Origin of the sequence: Paracoccus sigandri, from assembly GCF_003709565.1 — a bacterium.
Classification (GTDB): Bacteria; Pseudomonadota; Alphaproteobacteria; order Rhodobacterales; family Rhodobacteraceae; genus Paracoccus; species Paracoccus siganidrum.
Window position 1 is genome coordinate 1 of sequence record NZ_QNRC01000049.1, and the last position, 15,325, is coordinate 15,325.

The following is a 15,325-nucleotide window of genomic DNA, read 5'->3' on the forward strand; positions in this document are numbered from 1 at the left end:
GGCACCGGAGGCCATCATCTGGCCTGCGCCGCCGCGTGGATCGGCACCGTCATCTGCACAGGCCATGGCAGAAAAGCCGATCATGCATTAAAGCTGAAACCGGACCACCCTATGGGGGCAGGCCACTTCTCTGACGCAATTATAGAAGCTTCTGGAGTGCATAAGTGCATCTCGGAACTCAACTTTCCAGTTATATACACCACCAATTACGATAGAAATATTGAGAGAGCCCTGCACCTTAATGATAAAAAGGCGCGCAGGATTGTGAATGTGAAAGATTTCATAAAGGTTGAGGATGATGAAACCCAGGTCATAAAGCTGCATGGCGACTTCGATGATGATGACTCCATCGTCCTGACTGAGACCGATTACTTCAAGCGGCTATCCTTTGATTCTCCACTAGATATAAGGTTGCGTTCGGACGTTTTGGCTAGGCCTGTTCTGTTTATTGGGTACAGCCTTTCAGATATAAACATCAGAATTCTCCTTCACAAGCTTTGGGAAACGTGGGAGGCATCGCCCTACAGGAGTCATAAGCCGGAGATTTATATTTTTCTCCCGAGGCCAAACGAAGTTGAGGAGGCGGTATTAGCCAAGTGGGGTGTAACCACTATAGTTGGTGATGATCCCGACCCGGCCAAGTCCCTTGAAAGCTTTTTAGCGGATCTCGCGAGCTAAATGCATCGTGCTGAAGCGTGGCTCTGTAATAGGTCGCGAGCTTTCCGTACTTGCATTAGGCGTCTCATAGACTGCCGCTGTCTTCGTGGCATGCCCGCCTATAGAGAGGGGCTATCTGAGCTTCGCTGCCGTTCGTCCAGGACGCAGCGAAGGTCGGCTCTGCGCAGGATCGGTGCACGAACCTTCACCGACGTCTTCAAGGCCGTCGGCCAGGTCAGTAAAGCACCGCGCCGATCACCAGATCGCCCTGCGGGTCCATGAAGAAGGCGACATTGCTACTGAAGACGAAATCGGGATCGGATTCGTTGCTCCAGATGATCGGGTCGGGGATGATGCGGATCAGGCGGCCGCCCGCCATCCGCTCGATCTGGAAGTCCTGCGGCCCCATCACCAGATCCACCGGCTGAAGGGCCGTCCCCTCGTCGTCACGGGGGGCCAGATCCTCGAGGGGGCGGACCTTTTCCAGATATTCCTCCAGCGACGCGTAATGCATCGACTGCGCGACATGCCGCCAGGCCGTGTCATAGGCGGCCAGCACCTGCCGCCGGTCGCCCGATTGCAGGACGGCGTGCAGGCGCCGATAGGCATCCAGAAGCGCCGCGCGGGTCTGGGGACTGTCCTCTATCACCGGGGCCGAGGCCCAGGGCGGTTCCGGTAGCGGGTCCGGGATGTCGAAACTGGCCGCGACGCGCCGCCCTGTCCATTGCTCGCCCCAGCCATCGGCCAGCTCGGCTTGGTCCGCGCGGTCGCGTCCGACCCGCATCGGCGGGGTGTCGCGGGTCTTCACGGGCAGGCCGAAAAAGGTCTGTTCGGGGGCGTAGACCTGGTTTTCCGCCTGATCCAGCGCCAAGTTCAGCAGGGTGATGCGGGTGCTGTCGCGGCTGCTCAGCTCGGTGCGGTCAAGCTCGGCCAGGAAATGGAAATTGGGGCTGGCCGCGTTGTATTCAATGGGTGATCCCGCGATGGTCACGAAGGTCACGTCGATCTCGTTCCGGCCCTCTTGCAGGAAGACGTTGACGGGCAGCGAGAAATTGGTGTCCTCGGCCTCGAAATGGCGCCAGACCGTGACGTCGTTGATCCGCAGCGCCCAGAACGAACCGCTGGCCGAGGCGTCGATGTAATAGTTTGCGGGATCGGGGTTTTCCTGTGACACGGATGATCCTCCGGAGATCGGCAAGAGAAAGAGGGCGAGAAGCGTCGCGCGCAGCATCCTAGTAATCCTGCCAGGGCGGTGCGCTGGAGGTCACGCGCTCGACCGTAGGGGGGATGAGCACATAGACCGCGCCGCGATCGGCCAGTTCGGACCGGCTGGCATTTGGGTTGTTCCAGTTGGGATCGCCCACCGAATAGCCCGGCCCGCTCTGGCTGGCGCTGACCCCGCGGGATGTCGTCATGTCGACCGTTTCGCGCGCCGATGGGCCCCGGCGCGCGCGCGAGCGTGTCCCGATGCGCGCATAACCCGTCGCCCGCGCCATCAGCCCCTCGAAATAATAGCGTTTCTTGCGCTTCTTCTGGGCATCGACCTTCAATTCCCAGACCCATCCCGTATGCGCCGTTCCCGCCGCCCCCGCCTCGGCCGAGGCGATCCAGACCTCGCCCTCGACATGGATGCGGATGGTCGCCTGGCCGCGCACCATCAGCTTGCCGCCGAACTCGGTCGTCATGTCCGAGGGTTCTTCGGGGGCGGGGCCGTTCGCGGGGATTGGGATGGTGACACCGCTGTCGATGACGTGCTTCAACTCCCCCTCGGCCGAGACCTCGACCTCGGCGCGCAGGTCGGCGCGCACGGCATTCGCGCTGTTGGCCATGGTGGCGCGGGTCTCCTGAACCAGCCGCGCGCCTGCGGGCGACAGCATGACCTGCGCGGCCACGTCGATGAAGTCGACCGTCCCCCGCGCCGTCATCGTCAGCGAGGTTTCCAGCTTGCCGATCTTTGCTTCCAGATCCGGCGTGGATCGCTTGGCCTTCAGCTCGATCCCGGTGGCGGCCAGCTTCAGCGCCATGTCGAAGCGCACGCCCGATCCGAAATCGGTGCGGTCGACCACCCGGTTCGGCGAGGGCGAGGATTGCGACAGCGTTTCCGAGAAGTTGCCGATGATCGACGACAGGGTGGCGACCATGCCGGGCAGGCGGTTGGAATCCGTCTGCGCCGTCGGCAGGCTGCGCCCGGTCGTGGGGGTCGCCGCGCTGCGGGCGGCGGCCGAGATGTCCAGCGCGCCATATTTGCCCGTCAGATTGCCCTCGATCGACGCGGTTCCGCCCACGCCGGTCGTCAGGAAATGCACGCCGACCGCCACCGTCGCGTCGCCTTCGGCCTTTGCCTGGGGAAAGGCCACGACGTTGAAGCCCTGCCGCATCGGCCCGTCGGACACGCATTGCGCCGGCGTGATCGTCGCCCCGCCCGCGCTCTGCGCGAACGCGGCCGCGCTTGTCAGCAGGTCGCAGACCCCCAGAAACAGCAGCGCCTGCGCGGGAACATAGTTCTGCAGGGCCATCAGGGTGTTGATGTTCTGCGGATAGCCGACCTCGACATCGTTGGCCGACCGGGGCAGGCTTTGTTCACGCGAGGCCAGGTTGCGGGCGGTGAAGCGCGATCTCTGCGGGTGGCCCGCCTGGCAGTCGCGGCCGGTCCCCTCGACGCGGACCTTGCCGCTCAGCGACTGGCCCCGGACCTCCTTGGCGATGATGTAGAGCCGCGTCGCGGGCGGCGTGCCGGTTGCGGGCCACTCGATCTTGCGCGAGGGATCCTCGAAATCCTTGATGGTCCCCGCCGTCAGGCAGCAGGGCTGGCTTGGCTGGCAATCGACGCAGGCGGCGGCGAAGGCCGGATCGAAGGCGCTGGCGGCCGGATCGCCGGGCGTGACCGGCACGGGCGAGGCGGTCATCGGCGGATTGCCCCCGCGGCGATAGTTTTCCCCCAGGGCCTGCAGACGCAGCGCATTATGGCCGTCGGTCGAGGTCTGCAACTGGTTCAGGACGGTGCGGGCCGCGCCCCGGTCGGCAAACACGTCGGGGTGGTTTTCCAGCAGGAAGGTATAATCGGCTGCCGTAGGGGTATAGTCTGACAAGAAGAACCTCGTGGGAAACTGCGCGCGGTCTCTATCGGGTCACGCAACCGAGCGGGAGCCCGTGACGATGATGCCGCCGTGGCTGGTCAGCGACCCGATGGTCGCCGCGGGTTTGCCGTCGATGATGCAGGCCGGGCTGCCGGTGGTGATGACCGCGCCGCAGCCCGTCCTGTCGCCGACCTTCGCGATGGGGTGCGCGTCGCAGCTGGACTGCCCCGAGACCGAGACGATGGTATTCGTTCCGTGCAGCGGGCAGTCATGCCTATCCCCCAGGCGCGCGATCGGTTTCATCAGGCGATTTCCTTGTGTTCCAGGCCATGCGCGCGGCTCATCCGTGCGAACCAGTCGGCAAGCCGGTCCTTTTTCTGCCAGGCCAGCAGGCTGCGGTCGTTCAGGATATACCCGATCTCGGGATAACGGTTGTCGAAATCGACCCCGAACAGCAGTTGCGTCCGGGCGATCATCGCCACCTGCGCGGCCGAGCGCATGTCGAACCGTGCCGCATCGCTCGCCGCGCCCCCGGCGATGGTCAGGCAGCGCCGGCGCGAGGTCAGCGTGCCATAGTCCCGCGCCAGCTGCCGGGCCAGGTCATGCACCGCGCGCTGATGCATCCGCGCCGACAGCGCCGCGTATTCCGGTTCCGAGACGGCAGAGGGCCCGCGCCGCCCATCCCCCGCGCGCGGCCGCCCCCGCCAGCACAGCAACCGGCCCCGGCAGGATTCGGGGTTGTCTAGCGGGTCGATGGCAGGGCCGGTCAGCTTGGCCGCATCGGGCAGCAGGCAGGCGGGCGTCAGCGGCAGGATGATCGCATCCAGAATGCGGGTGAAGCTGTCGCGAAAGCTGTCGGTCAGGGTTTCAAGCGCATCGATCATCACCCGCGGATCGTAAAAGCGGAAATAGACCGCCGCGTCGGGGTCATGGGGCGTGTGCATCATCGTGAAGCGGCGCAGATGCCCGCGTATCTCGTCCAGCCCCGCCTCGGCCCGCAGCAGGACGAAGGCGTGATCGCCCTGCGGGTGTGCGCGCAGGTTCGCCGCGAAGCCGCTGCCCGGCTGGACCCGGACCAGCCAGGGCGCCATCGCGCGGCCCGACGGATCCAGCGTGCCGTAGAGGCAGGCGTGATCCGTATCGCCCTGCGCCAGACGGCCGGAAATCCCGGGCCAAGCGACGCCGTCGACCACCGCCCACAGCGTGCCAGGCGCGTCCAGCACCTCGTCCCAATCCGTTTCCCGCCATGAGGCGGCGGCCTCGGGTGGCGCGAAATCGCCAAGCCCGACCGGGCGCGCCTCGTTGACCTGCGCCAGCAGGGCCGGCACCTTCTCGGCCAGCGACCCCAGCCCCTCGGCCCGGTCCGCCGGCGCGGTCGAACTGACGGACAGAAGGTCATAGCCCATCCGCCCGAGCGCGCGCCGCATCCCCGCCGCATAATCCTGCGGCGAAGAGGCCGCGAGCATCAGCCACCGCACCGCCTCGGGCCGGTCGCCGATCCACCGCTCGCGTTCGGGCGTCTGCGCCCGCAGGTGGCAAAAGCCGATCCAGGGCTCGGCGCCCATCACGTGTCCCCGCCGTCCAGCGGGCAATGGCTGACGAAGGGCGAACCCATCCCGGCGGCGGCCTTCAGCACGGCGGGGATGGCGGGCAGCGCCGCCGCGCCGGGCGAGGCCGAGCCGACATTCAGCACCGGCGCCACATTGACCGCTCCGCCCTCCAGGACGACCGCCGCGCCGCCCGCGACCAGCGTGATGCGCGCCGCGTCGATGACGATCTCGCCCTCGGCCTTCAGCGTCAGGTCGCCACCCGCCCGCGTGGCATGGCTGCCGCCGATGCTGGTTCCCAGGTCGCCGTCGATCTTCTCGCTCATCCGGCCCTTGACGGTCAGGTCCAGCATCCCCTCGACGCTTTCGGTCCGGTTCCCCGCCACGACGAGGTTCGAATTGTTGCCGATGCTGACCGTATCGTCGAACTCCACCCGCCTCTGGGCCGAGTTCAGGACCTTCACGTCAAGGTTCTTCTGGGCATGCAGATAGACGAATTCTTCGCCGCCCTTATCCTCGAAGGTCAGTTCGTTGAAGCCCTGGCCGCCGACCGAGTTCGTCTTGAAGCTGGACCGGGTTTTGTGCTCGGGCAGGGCCATCGGCGTGCCGTTCAGCCCGTTATAGACACAGCCCGTCACCAGCGGCTTGTCGGGATCGCCCTCCAGGAACTCGACCACCACTTCCATCCCGGTGCGGGGGATGACCATGCCGCCCCAATTGCTGCCCGCCCAGTTCTGACTGACGCGGCAACGCATCGAATGGCCGTGTTCCAGATCCCAGTGAAAGCGGACGAGGATGCGGCCGTATTCGTCGCAATCGACCTCGCCATCGCCTACGACCTCGGCGGTCTGTGGGCCATAGACCACCGGGACCGGGCTGCGCCGGGGCGGCGCCATAGGTGCGGTGTCGGGCATCAGCACATAATTGCCGGTGAAGGAATAGCCGTCGCTCGACATATGCCCCGAGCCATATGCCTCGGAGACGAAGGAATGGGTGGCGGCAAGACACAGATAGGTCTCGCCCGAGCCGGGTACCGGATCGCCGCCCAGCTTGACGCGCATCCCCGACCCGAGTGAGGCACAGTCGCCGATCGCCCGGTTGCGCCGGTCGCCGCCGCGTTCCTGATGGGTGCGCAGGCGGGCGACCTGCTTGCCGCGGGACTGGTCGGCATAATCGCCGGGCCAGTCGAAGCTTTCGATCTGGCCATGGGCATGGGCGGCGTCGCCGGTTTGGTCGGCCTTCATCGCCTGCAGCGGCTTCTTGAAGTCGTAATCCGTTAGCCGGATCGCGCCGGTCGTCAGGTTGCGTTCCGGCGTCCAGCCCCAGAAATGTTCCTGATCGTATTGGTGATGGCCGTCGAAGGACTTGAAGGGCCGTTCGCCGATGCTGTCATGGGCCAGAACGTCATCGGTCAGGACCAGGCTATGGCTGCCTGCCGCATGGCGGAAATGGAAGGTGATGCCGTGGCGCTCCAGCTGCCGGCGCACGAAGTCGAGATCGCTTTCGCGATACTGCACGGTGTATTCCAGCACCGGATAATCGCCGCTAAGGCTGACATCCAGCGCCGGATCGCCCAGATCGGCATAATCGGCCAGCACCTCCTCGACGATCTGGACGACGGTGCGGTTGTGAAAGATGCGCTGGTTGCGGCGGCGCCCGGCCAGCCAGAACCACGGGCGCAGGGTCAGGTCGTAGCGGTGCCCGTTCTCGCCCACCCCCGCCCATCGCGCCGAGGTCACGATCCCGTCGAAGACCCGGGTTCCGGCGCGCGTCCCGATCTCGACCGAGGCATGGGTGCCCATCAGGGCGTCGAGGTCCAGATCGCTGCGTTCGGCCAGCGCCTGCACGTTGTATTCGAACAGGTCGTTGACGAAATCCGTGCCGTCAAAGCGCAGCAGCACCAGCGTGTCGCCGCCCAGTTCCGTCGTCAGCCGACCCAGCCTGTCGGTTTGCCTGAATGTCGCGTTCATTCCTGCCTGCCAGATCGTCACCTTGCGGGATGTTGTTACCAAAACCTGCGCCACGATGAAACCCGTAGCGCCGATGCCGAGAAAATCAAGGCGTTACCAGCCGCCGCCTCCGCCCCCGCCGCCTCCGCCGCCGGACGAGCCGCCCCCCGACCGCCCCGATGAGCCTCCGCCCGACACCCCCGAGGACGAGGCCGCTGCCACCGGCAGGGCGGCGGTCAGGCTGGTCGACAGCCGGTCCATCACCCCCGGCTGGCGTGTCGTCGCAGGCGTCCGGTCGCGATAGAGCCGCAGCAGGCTTTCCTGCGGCGTCAGGACATGGGCCCCCGCCCCGGCGGCGGTCGCAGGGGCTTCGGTCGAGGCCAGCCAGATGCGAAAACGGGAGACCCAGATCTCTTCCAGCCCGAGGGCCATGGCGAAGGGGAAGATGCGTTCGAAATGCGCGACCGACATGTCCGGCGTGCCGGGCATGCTCAGTCGGTCGCGTTCGGCCACCTGGATATAGTCGCGCAGCCCCTCGATTTCGTCCAGCCGTCTGCGACCCTCGGGCGTCGGGCCGCCCAGGATGGGCGCGAAGATCGCATTGGCCAGCAGGATGCCGGTCAGGGCGGCGGGCAGGATCGGCTCGCCCCCCTGATGTAGATGGGCGACCAGCAGCGCCCCCGCGCCGGCGCCGCAGATCAGGATGCCCAGCACCAGCGTCAGCCAGACCCCGGCGGTTTTCCCCGCACCCCGCGCCATCATCGCCCCGCGCAGCAGGAAAAGCAGCAGCCCCGCCGCGACGGCGAAGAGGATCATCAGCACGTTCAGCGGCTCCGGCAGCCGGGTGGCGGGCAGGATCAGCGCGGGCAGGCTGAGCCCGAGCCCCACCGCCAGCTGCAGCCCATAGGGGCGAAACAGGCGCAGCGCGCGGCGCTGCTTGCGCAGGCTGGCCCAGACCTTGCCCTGAAGGTCGCGCACCGCCGGACCGTTCGCGGCCGAGATATCGAACCTGCCGCCCGCCTCGCGCACGGCCTGCACGATCAGATGCTGTTCGGGCAGCAGATCCCCGGGCGCGTCCCCCTCGGGCAGTTCCAGCCGCGAGGTCGTGCCGCCGATCTCGAAGGCCAGCACCCCGCGCGAGGCCAACTCAACGATGGACAGCGACATCGCGGCGTCGGCAGCGGGGTCGCGGTTGCGGAAGGTCGCGCTGGCAAGGGCCGCCGACATTCCGGCGGGCGGATCCCAACGGGGGATGACCACGCCCCGGCGCGGGTCGCGGCCGAACAGCCACCAGTTGCCCAGATACCAGGCCAGCACCACCCCGAACCCGGCCAGCGCCCAAAGGCCCGGCCCGTGGCCACGCAGGAACCAGTCGCGCCGGGTCTGGTCGGAGGGCGGCGCGACCGTGCCCTTTTCGAAGCCGACGGCGACGGTCAGCCCCTGCCGTTCGCCCAGTGCGCGCGTGGTGCGAAACACCGCCACGCCCTCGGCCGTCTGGTCGAACAGGGCATCGCCGCCCGTGTCGCCGAAACTGCCCGTATAGGCCGCCAATTCGGTGATCCGGGCGCCTTGCGGCAGGCGGATGGTCGCGGTCGCGGCGTCGATGGGGAACAGCCATTCGGTGCCGGTGGCGTTCCAGTAAACCTCGTCATGGCTGTCGAACATGCGCAGTTGGCGGTCGGTACGATAGGTCAGCCGCCAGACATGCTCGCCCGGCGGAAGGGTCGCGTTCGGATTGCCCAGCCAGATGCGCAGCGCGCGCGAGGTCTCTTCGATGCGGGCGGTCTCGGGCTGGCCGTCGCGCGTGGCCGAGACCAGATCGAACCCCACGCGGCGATTGCCGCCCTCGTCGCGCAGCAGCATGGGAAAGTCGCGAAAGATGCCCCGGCTGATCTTGTCGCCCTCGGCGCGGACGCGGATCGTCTCGACCACCAGAAAATCGCCGTTCGCCTCGACTGTCAGGTCGCTGTCGAAGGACAGGATGCGTTCATCCGCCAGGGCCGCCTGCGCGCCCGCAAGCGTCAGCACCAGCAGGCAGACGCGCAGCAGCCCGGTCAGCATCCTAGAACGCCACCTGCGGCACGGCGCGTTCGGAGGGGTCGTCCAGTTCGAAATAATCGGCCTGCCGAAAGCCGAACAGCCCCGCGATCAGGTTGGAGGGAAAGCTCTGCACCGCGATGTTCAGCATCCGCACCGCGCCGTTGTAATAGCGCCGGACGTGCTGGATATCGCGCTCGATCCCGTCCAGCGAGGCATGCAGGTCCTGAAAGTTCCGGCTGGCCTTGAGGTCGGGATAGGCTTCGGCCACCGCGAAAAGCCGCCCGAGCACGGCCCCCAACTGGCCCTCTACCGCCGCCCGTTCGGCCACGCTGTCGCTGCCCGAGGCGGCGGCGCGGCTGCGGGTGATCTGGTCCAGCAGATCCTTTTCATGGGTGACATAGCCCCGGACCGTCTCGACCAGATTCGGAATCAGGTTGCTGCGCCGCTTCAGCTGGACATCGATCCCGCTCCAGGCTTCCCGGGTACGCTGGCGCAGCCCGACCAGCCGGTTGTAGACCGCCACAGCATAAAGCGCGAGGCCGCCCGCCGCGATGGCAAGAATGATGATCCAGTTCATGGCGAATGCCCCCTGTGCCCTTGTCCTTGCCGGTTGCAGGGGCACCCTAGTGGGGTCCGCCGTGCCGCGAAACCCGAAGCGGCGGCATCAGGCCGATCCGCGCCCATGGCCGCGCCGCATGTTCCGGTGGCGCTTGGCCGCGCCGATGACGGCTGACAGCAAGGAGAACGAAAATGCAGGGCAAGATCGCGCTGATCACCGGCGCCGCGAACGGGCAGGGAAAGGCTGAGGCCCAATTGTTGGCATCACTTGGCGCGCGCGTTTTCGTTGCCGATATCGACGAGGCGGCGGGCAAGGCGGTCAGCGACGATATCGGGTATGATATGGTCATACCGGAGATTGCGCTATGACTGTCAAGGCCACGCTGCGCCACCACCGCTTTCTAACGAAGAGGGTCAGTGCGGGTGTTTTCGCGCCCCAGTCCGCGATGGTGGCCGCGGCCTTGGGGCAGATGATCGAGGACGAGCAGGAACGCGAAGTGGCGCGGGGGATCTTGGCCGATGAGATCCGAGGCCGGCTTCAGACCTCTCGCGAGGATTTCAATGATGCCGCCGACGCCTTTGCCCGCGCCCGTCGCCGAGGCTCGAAGAGCGGCCGCCGTTGAGCTACCGCATACGCTTCCATCCCTTGGTGGCGAACGCTCTTGAGTGGATTGCCGGATGGATCGCGGATTACGCGGGCGAATCAGCCGCTGCAGCGAAGCTGGCAGAGATCAAGGTTGTGATCCGTGGTCTGTCCGAGGTCCCGCACAAGGGCAGCTTGCGGGATGAGATTGCGCCGGGGCTTCGCGCGATCCCGGCGGGGCGCGAGGGTGTGGTGGTCTTCAAGGTCGACGATGGCACGAGGGAGGTTCTCGTCTATGCCGTCACCTACGGAGGGGGCGACTGGATCAAGCGGAGTCGATCCAGGGGATAGCGCCGATGCCCGCTATACGGCGGATCCGGTAGTCGGGATGTTTCCGCTGCGATCTTGGGGGTGGAATTTTCCAACCGTAATGCTCATGCAGCCAAGGATCCTGCCGGCTGCCAGCCACCTTGATGCAAAGGCAAGTATTTCTGGAATCGCGCCCCCGCAATCACTGCTGTCATAACTCGCTTATAATCGATGTATGACAATCGCTTAGGGTCATGATGCATTGATTTCCGTCGCGCTGCATGATTCACGGCTCCGAAAACGGAGCGGTGACATGGGCGATCTTTTCTGGCTGAGCGACGCGCAGATAGCGCGCCAGCCAAGGGCGTTCGCTCGACCTGTTCGTCACCGCCGGTCAGGTCAGCGACTACATCGGCGTACGGGCGTTGCTCAGCAGCCTCCCAAAAGTCGACTGGCTGCTCGGGGATCGCGGCTATGACGCCGATTGGTTCCGAGAAGCGTTGCAAGATAAAGGGATACGCGCCTGCATCCCCGGGCGGAAGCAGCGCAAGACCCCGGTCAAACACGATAAGCGCCGGTATAAGCGCCGCAACCGGATCGAGATCATGTTCGGCAGGCTCAAGGACTGGAGACGCGTCGCGACCCGCTATGACCGATGCCCGAAGGTCTTCCTCTCGGCCATCGCGCTCGCGGCAACCGTCATCTACTGGTTATGAATCCTGACCCTAGGCAGAGATCGGTCGGTGTTTCTCCATTATTGGGGCCGAGTGAAGCTATGGCGAAATGTACCTGACCGGGCTGGTCTGCGCCGCAACGCGGGTCGGCGCCATCATTTGCCCAGACGATGGCCCAGAACCCGATCATGAATCAAAACTGAAACCGCACTATCTTATGGGGTCAGACCTGCTGCGCGACCGCTTCGCCGGGTTTTACGACCTAGCGCCCGGTCGCGCAGACGGGCAAAAGGGGGAAGGCGGCGATGGTCGCCCCGCTTGTCGCGGCTCAGGCCCGGGCGACGCCGCCGTAGACCAGCCGGCCCTTGTGGAACGTGGCGCTGCGGGCCGAGCGCCGGGCCACCGCCTCGGCCGAGCAACTTGCCTCGGTCAGCGCGAATTCCGCCGCATCGCCGGGTTTCGGCCAGGCGCGTTCCCCCACATCGTCCAGCGGCAGCACGTCGCCGGTGGCGATGGCCATGGCGCGGGTCAGGCCGAACTCGTCGCGCCCACCGTAAAGCTGCGCGCAGAGATTGGCCTTTTCCAGCATGTCGCCGGTGCCGAAGGGCGACCAGTGGTCGATCACGCTGTCGGTGCCGGTCATCAGCGCCACGCCCTTTTCGCGCAGGCGCGGCAGGGGCATGGTCAGCGCCCCGATGGGCACGGTCGAGATCACCGTGACGCCCTGAGCCGCCATGCGCTCGGCCAGCGCGTCCAGTTCGGCCTCGGACAGCGTTCCCAGTGCGAAGGCATGGCTCAGGTTCAGCCGACCCTTGAGTTGCGGGGTGCGCTCGACCGTCTCGACCATGTACTGAATCGCAGCGACGCCGGCGGGGCTGGTCTCGTGCAGGTGGATGTCCACCGCCTTTTCGTGGTCCAGCGCGATCTGGAACATGGCGTCCAGCGACTGCTCCATCGCGCCGTCCACATTGGTAGGGTCCAGCCCGCCGACGAATTGCACGCCCATGGCCATTGCCTCGCGCATCAGCCCGTCCACCTTGGAATGCAGCAGGCCGTGCTGCGGGAAGGCCACGATTTCGCATTCGAAGCGGTCGCGGTACTTTTCCAGCGCAAGTTGCAGATGCTCCAGGCTTTTCAGCCCGCTGACCGGATCGATGTTGCAATGGCTGCGCGCCACGGTCGTGCCTTGCGATAGCAGTAGATCGATCAGCGCCTCGGCCCGCTGCTGCGAGGTGGGCAACAGCTTCGGCAGTAGGATTTCCTCTCGCGCGATCATGTCCATGATCGTCTTGCCCTGCCGGGGCAGCGGCGCCTGCCACGGCCCGCCATAGAAGGTCTTGTCCAGGTGGATATGCATGTCGCGAAAGGCCGGCAGCGCCAGCTTGCCCCCGGCCGAATAGCGCGGGACGTCCGGCGTCAGCGCGGCACCTTCCTCCAGGATCGCCTGGATGCGGCCGTCGCGGATTTCCAGCGTATGCAGCGCGGTGCGGGTGGCGATGATGTATTCGCCCTCGCGCTCGAAGCCGTTTTCAAGCCGGACCTCGGTCAGGTAGTAATGCGTCTCGGCGATCTCGCCGGTCAGCGCCAGTTCCTCGGCGGCTCCTGCGGCGCTGGCCGCTCCCATGCCCATCACGGCCGATGCGGTCATCAGCCCCCCGGTGCCGCACAGGAAGGTGCGGCGGCTGTGGTGGTGCTCGGTGTGCAAATGCGTTTCCTCGCGAATGTCGTTTGTCCTGCGTTCTGGATAAGCGCGACCGGGATCATCTGGAAATTAAATGTCCAGATGATAAGCATCGTGAAATCGAATGGAGTCCAGGATGCTCGATCCGCGCCTGCTGCGCGCCTTTGTCACCATCGTCGATAGCGGCAGCTTCACCCGCGCCGCGGAACGGCTGCACATGACGCAATCCACTATCAGCCAGCAACTGGCCCGGCTGGAGGATGTCGCGGGCCATGCCCTGATCGACCGTGCTGCGCGCCCGGTGCTGCCGACCCCGCAGGGTGAACGGCTTCTGGGTTATGCCCGGCGCATTCTGGCCCTGCAGCAAGAGGCGGCGGCGGCGCTCGGCGATCCCAGCGGCACCAGTTCGATCCGGCTGGGCCTGCCCGAGGACATCTTCAACCCCGAGATGTGCGGGATCTTTCGCGACTTCACCCGGCAGTTCCCGCAGATCCGGCTGGACGTGACCGTCGGCCTCAGCCGCGAGTTGATGCGCCGTTATCGCGCGGCCGAGCTGGACATCATCGTGGTCAAGGAGCCCGCCCCCGACAGCGATTGCCGGGCGCATTTTACCGAGGCGATGGCCTGGTTCGAAAGCGCCCTCCTGCCGCGCGACTGGCAAGACCCGGTGCCGCTGGTGGTGTTCCCGCCCGGGGGGCTTTACCGCGACGCCATGTTCACGCGGATCGAGCGCGAGCGGCGGCGCTGGTATGTCGCCTTTTCCGGCAGCAGCCTGCCCAGCGTCATCCTGGGTGTCGAGGGCGGGCTGGGCATCACGCTTCTGCCGGTCGCGGCGGTTTCGGGCGCGCGGCTGCGGCGCTGCGACAGTTTCGGCGGTGAGCCGGCCATGGTGGTGTCGATCTATTCCTGGGAAAGCGCCGGTTCTATCGGCCGGCTGACCGGCGAGATGACCGGCCTGCTGTCCAAGCGGCATCGCCGCAGCCGGGCGGCAGCCGACAGGTGATCGCCCGTCAGCCGGCCCCAGCCAGCGCATCCGGCGATAGATGGTGCTGCGGTCCACCCCCGCCCGCCGCGCCACCGCCGAACGAAATATTGCCGCCGCATACCCCGAGCAGCCAGCGCAGCGCGGCATTCGGGGGTGCTGTCATGACACGATTAGCAGGCTGCTGCTGAAGTCGGCCCTTGGCCCGGTTTGCGGAACATGATTCACCCTCCGAAAGCTTTGATGGGGGCGATGATGCGCGGTGCGGACAAGACGAGCGGGTCCCTGTTCAGCTACGTCGATCTGGAAGAGCGTGTCCCCGCGCGGCACCCGCTGCGCCAGATCCGGCAGGTGGTCAACGAAGCACTGGCCAGCCTCGATGCCGAGTTCGCGGCGCTCTACACGGATTTCGGGCGCCCCTCGATCCCGCCGGAGCGGCTGATCCGGGCGAGCCTGATCCAGATCCTGTTCTCCGTTCGCTCCGAACGGCAGCTGATGGAGCAGATGCACTACAACCTCTTGTTCCGCTGGTTCGTTGGCCTTGGCATCGACGATCCGGTTTGGGTCCCCACGGTCTTCACCAAGAACCGTGACCGGCTTCTGACCACCGAGATGTCGCGCAAGGTGATGGCGGCGATCCTGGCCCATCGCGAGGTAGCGCCGCTCTTGTCGGACGAGCACTTCTCGGTCGACGGCACGCTGGTCAAGGCCTGGGCCTCGATGAAGAGCTTTCAGCCCACGGCCACCGACACGCCATCCGACGAGGATCCGGGCGGCCCGCCGCCCCCCGGCACCCCTGCCGCAGGCCACCCCGAACAGACCCCTTCCAGGACCGACCCGATGCCCCGCCACGCCCGCCAGTCCCGCAATGCCGAGGTCGACTTCCGGGGCGAGAAGCGGTCCAACGCGACCCATGCCTCGACAACCGATCCTGATGCGCGGCTCTACAAGAAGTCCCCCGGCACCGGCGCGATGCTGTGCTTCGTCGGCCATGCCCTGATGGAGAACCGCAGCGGGCTGGTGGTGCAGGCTGAACTGACAAAGGCTGACGGCCATGCCGAGCGCCGGGCGGCTCTGGCCATGATCCACGCCCATTCCCCGGGATCGACCCGCCGGCTGACGCTTGGTGCGGACCGGGGCTACTGTCCGTCGTCAGAACATTTGGCTCAGATCGGGGCTTAGATTAGCGGAGAGCGGGCCTCGTCTTGGGGTTGATGTTATGCGGCGAGCTTGCGGTGCTGCAAGCGCCGATGTTCGATGGTCTTTCG

13 protein-coding genes and 2 pseudogenes are annotated in these 15,325 nt (G+C 66.1%); 7 read left to right on the forward strand and 8 right to left on the reverse strand.

From position 1 onward, the window contains the following. The first annotated feature begins 111 nt into the window (after window positions 1-111). Window positions 112-678, forward strand: coding sequence for an SIR2 family protein (locus C9E82_RS22180; protein WP_119901137.1), 567 nt, complete (start codon window positions 112-114; stop codon window positions 676-678). 214 nt (window positions 679-892) lie between these two features. Here the strand turns inward: C9E82_RS22180 and C9E82_RS22185 are convergent, their stop codons facing one another. The 7 genes from C9E82_RS22185 to C9E82_RS22215 all read right to left on the reverse strand — a co-directional run bounded on the left by C9E82_RS22185 (window position 893) and on the right by C9E82_RS22215 (window position 9,847). After that, entirely contained in the window at window positions 893-1,831 is a 939-nt protein-coding gene (locus tag C9E82_RS22185) for a hypothetical protein (RefSeq protein WP_122449395.1), read from the reverse strand. A gap of 58 nt (window positions 1,832-1,889) precedes the next feature. Then, window positions 1,890-3,746, reverse strand: coding sequence for a hypothetical protein (locus C9E82_RS22190; protein WP_119901139.1), 1,857 nt, complete (start codon window positions 3,744-3,746; stop codon window positions 1,890-1,892). Between the two features lie 39 nt (window positions 3,747-3,785). Further along, on the reverse strand, window positions 3,786-4,037 hold the full coding sequence (locus C9E82_RS22195; protein WP_119901140.1) for a PAAR domain-containing protein: 252 nt from the start codon (window positions 4,035-4,037) through the stop codon (window positions 3,786-3,788). Beyond that, the gene (locus C9E82_RS22200) at window positions 4,037-5,299 is read right to left on the reverse strand and encodes a DUF4123 domain-containing protein (protein WP_122449396.1); all 1,263 of its coding nucleotides are present in this window, start codon (window positions 5,297-5,299) and stop codon (window positions 4,037-4,039) included. The genes C9E82_RS22195 and C9E82_RS22200 overlap by 1 nt, the downstream gene beginning before the upstream one ends. Further along, window positions 5,299-7,251 carry a type VI secretion system Vgr family protein gene (locus C9E82_RS22205; protein ID WP_119901214.1) on the reverse strand — a complete coding sequence of 651 codons (1,953 nt, stop codon included), beginning with the start codon at window positions 7,249-7,251 and terminating at the stop codon, window positions 5,299-5,301. The genes C9E82_RS22200 and C9E82_RS22205 overlap by 1 nt, the downstream gene beginning before the upstream one ends. A 93-nt stretch (window positions 7,252-7,344) precedes the next feature. After that, complete coding sequence (locus C9E82_RS22210) at window positions 7,345-9,291, reverse strand: DUF2207 domain-containing protein (RefSeq protein ID WP_122449397.1); 1,947 nt, start codon at window positions 9,289-9,291, stop codon at window positions 7,345-7,347. A 1-nt stretch (window position 9,292) separates the two neighbouring features. Beyond that, window positions 9,293-9,847 (reverse strand): LemA family protein, encoded by a 555-nt coding sequence (locus C9E82_RS22215; protein ID WP_119900970.1) that lies wholly within the window; start codon window positions 9,845-9,847, stop codon window positions 9,293-9,295. A 173-nt stretch (window positions 9,848-10,020) separates the two neighbouring features. On the opposite strand from C9E82_RS22215, the gene C9E82_RS22220 reads away from it, so the two are divergent. The 4 genes and pseudogenes from C9E82_RS22220 to C9E82_RS22235 all read left to right on the forward strand — a co-directional run. Beyond that, on the forward strand, window positions 10,021-10,197 hold the full coding sequence (locus C9E82_RS22220) for an SDR family NAD(P)-dependent oxidoreductase (protein ID WP_119900969.1): 177 nt from the start codon (window positions 10,021-10,023) through the stop codon (window positions 10,195-10,197). Continuing rightward, the gene (locus C9E82_RS22225) at window positions 10,194-10,451 is read left to right on the forward strand and encodes a hypothetical protein (RefSeq protein ID WP_119900968.1); all 258 of its coding nucleotides are present in this window, start codon (window positions 10,194-10,196) and stop codon (window positions 10,449-10,451) included. Before C9E82_RS22220 ends, C9E82_RS22225 begins: the two co-directional genes overlap by 4 nt. Continuing rightward, the gene (locus C9E82_RS22230) at window positions 10,448-10,762 is read left to right on the forward strand and encodes a type II toxin-antitoxin system RelE/ParE family toxin (RefSeq protein WP_119900967.1); all 315 of its coding nucleotides are present in this window, start codon (window positions 10,448-10,450) and stop codon (window positions 10,760-10,762) included. The genes C9E82_RS22225 and C9E82_RS22230 overlap by 4 nt, the downstream gene beginning before the upstream one ends. Before the next feature lie 314 nt (window positions 10,763-11,076). Next, window positions 11,077-11,436: pseudogene (locus C9E82_RS22235) on the forward strand (IS5 family transposase); the annotation flags it as partial. Window positions 11,437-11,722: 286 nt separating this feature from the next. On the opposite strand, the gene C9E82_RS22240 reads toward C9E82_RS22235, so the two are convergent. Beyond that, the gene (locus C9E82_RS22240) at window positions 11,723-13,099 is read right to left on the reverse strand and encodes an amidohydrolase family protein (RefSeq protein WP_205962245.1); all 1,377 of its coding nucleotides are present in this window, start codon (window positions 13,097-13,099) and stop codon (window positions 11,723-11,725) included. 112 nt (window positions 13,100-13,211) lie between these two features. Here C9E82_RS22240 and C9E82_RS22245 point away from each other — a divergent pair, with 112 nt between their 5' ends. Both C9E82_RS22245 and C9E82_RS22250 read left to right on the forward strand, forming a co-directional pair. Continuing rightward, complete coding sequence (locus tag C9E82_RS22245; RefSeq protein WP_119900966.1) at window positions 13,212-14,078, forward strand: LysR family transcriptional regulator; 867 nt, start codon at window positions 13,212-13,214, stop codon at window positions 14,076-14,078. 234 nt (window positions 14,079-14,312) lie between these two features. Further along, window positions 14,313-15,200: pseudogene (locus C9E82_RS22250) on the forward strand (IS5 family transposase); the annotation flags it as partial. Between the last annotated feature and the right edge of the window lie 125 nt (window positions 15,201-15,325).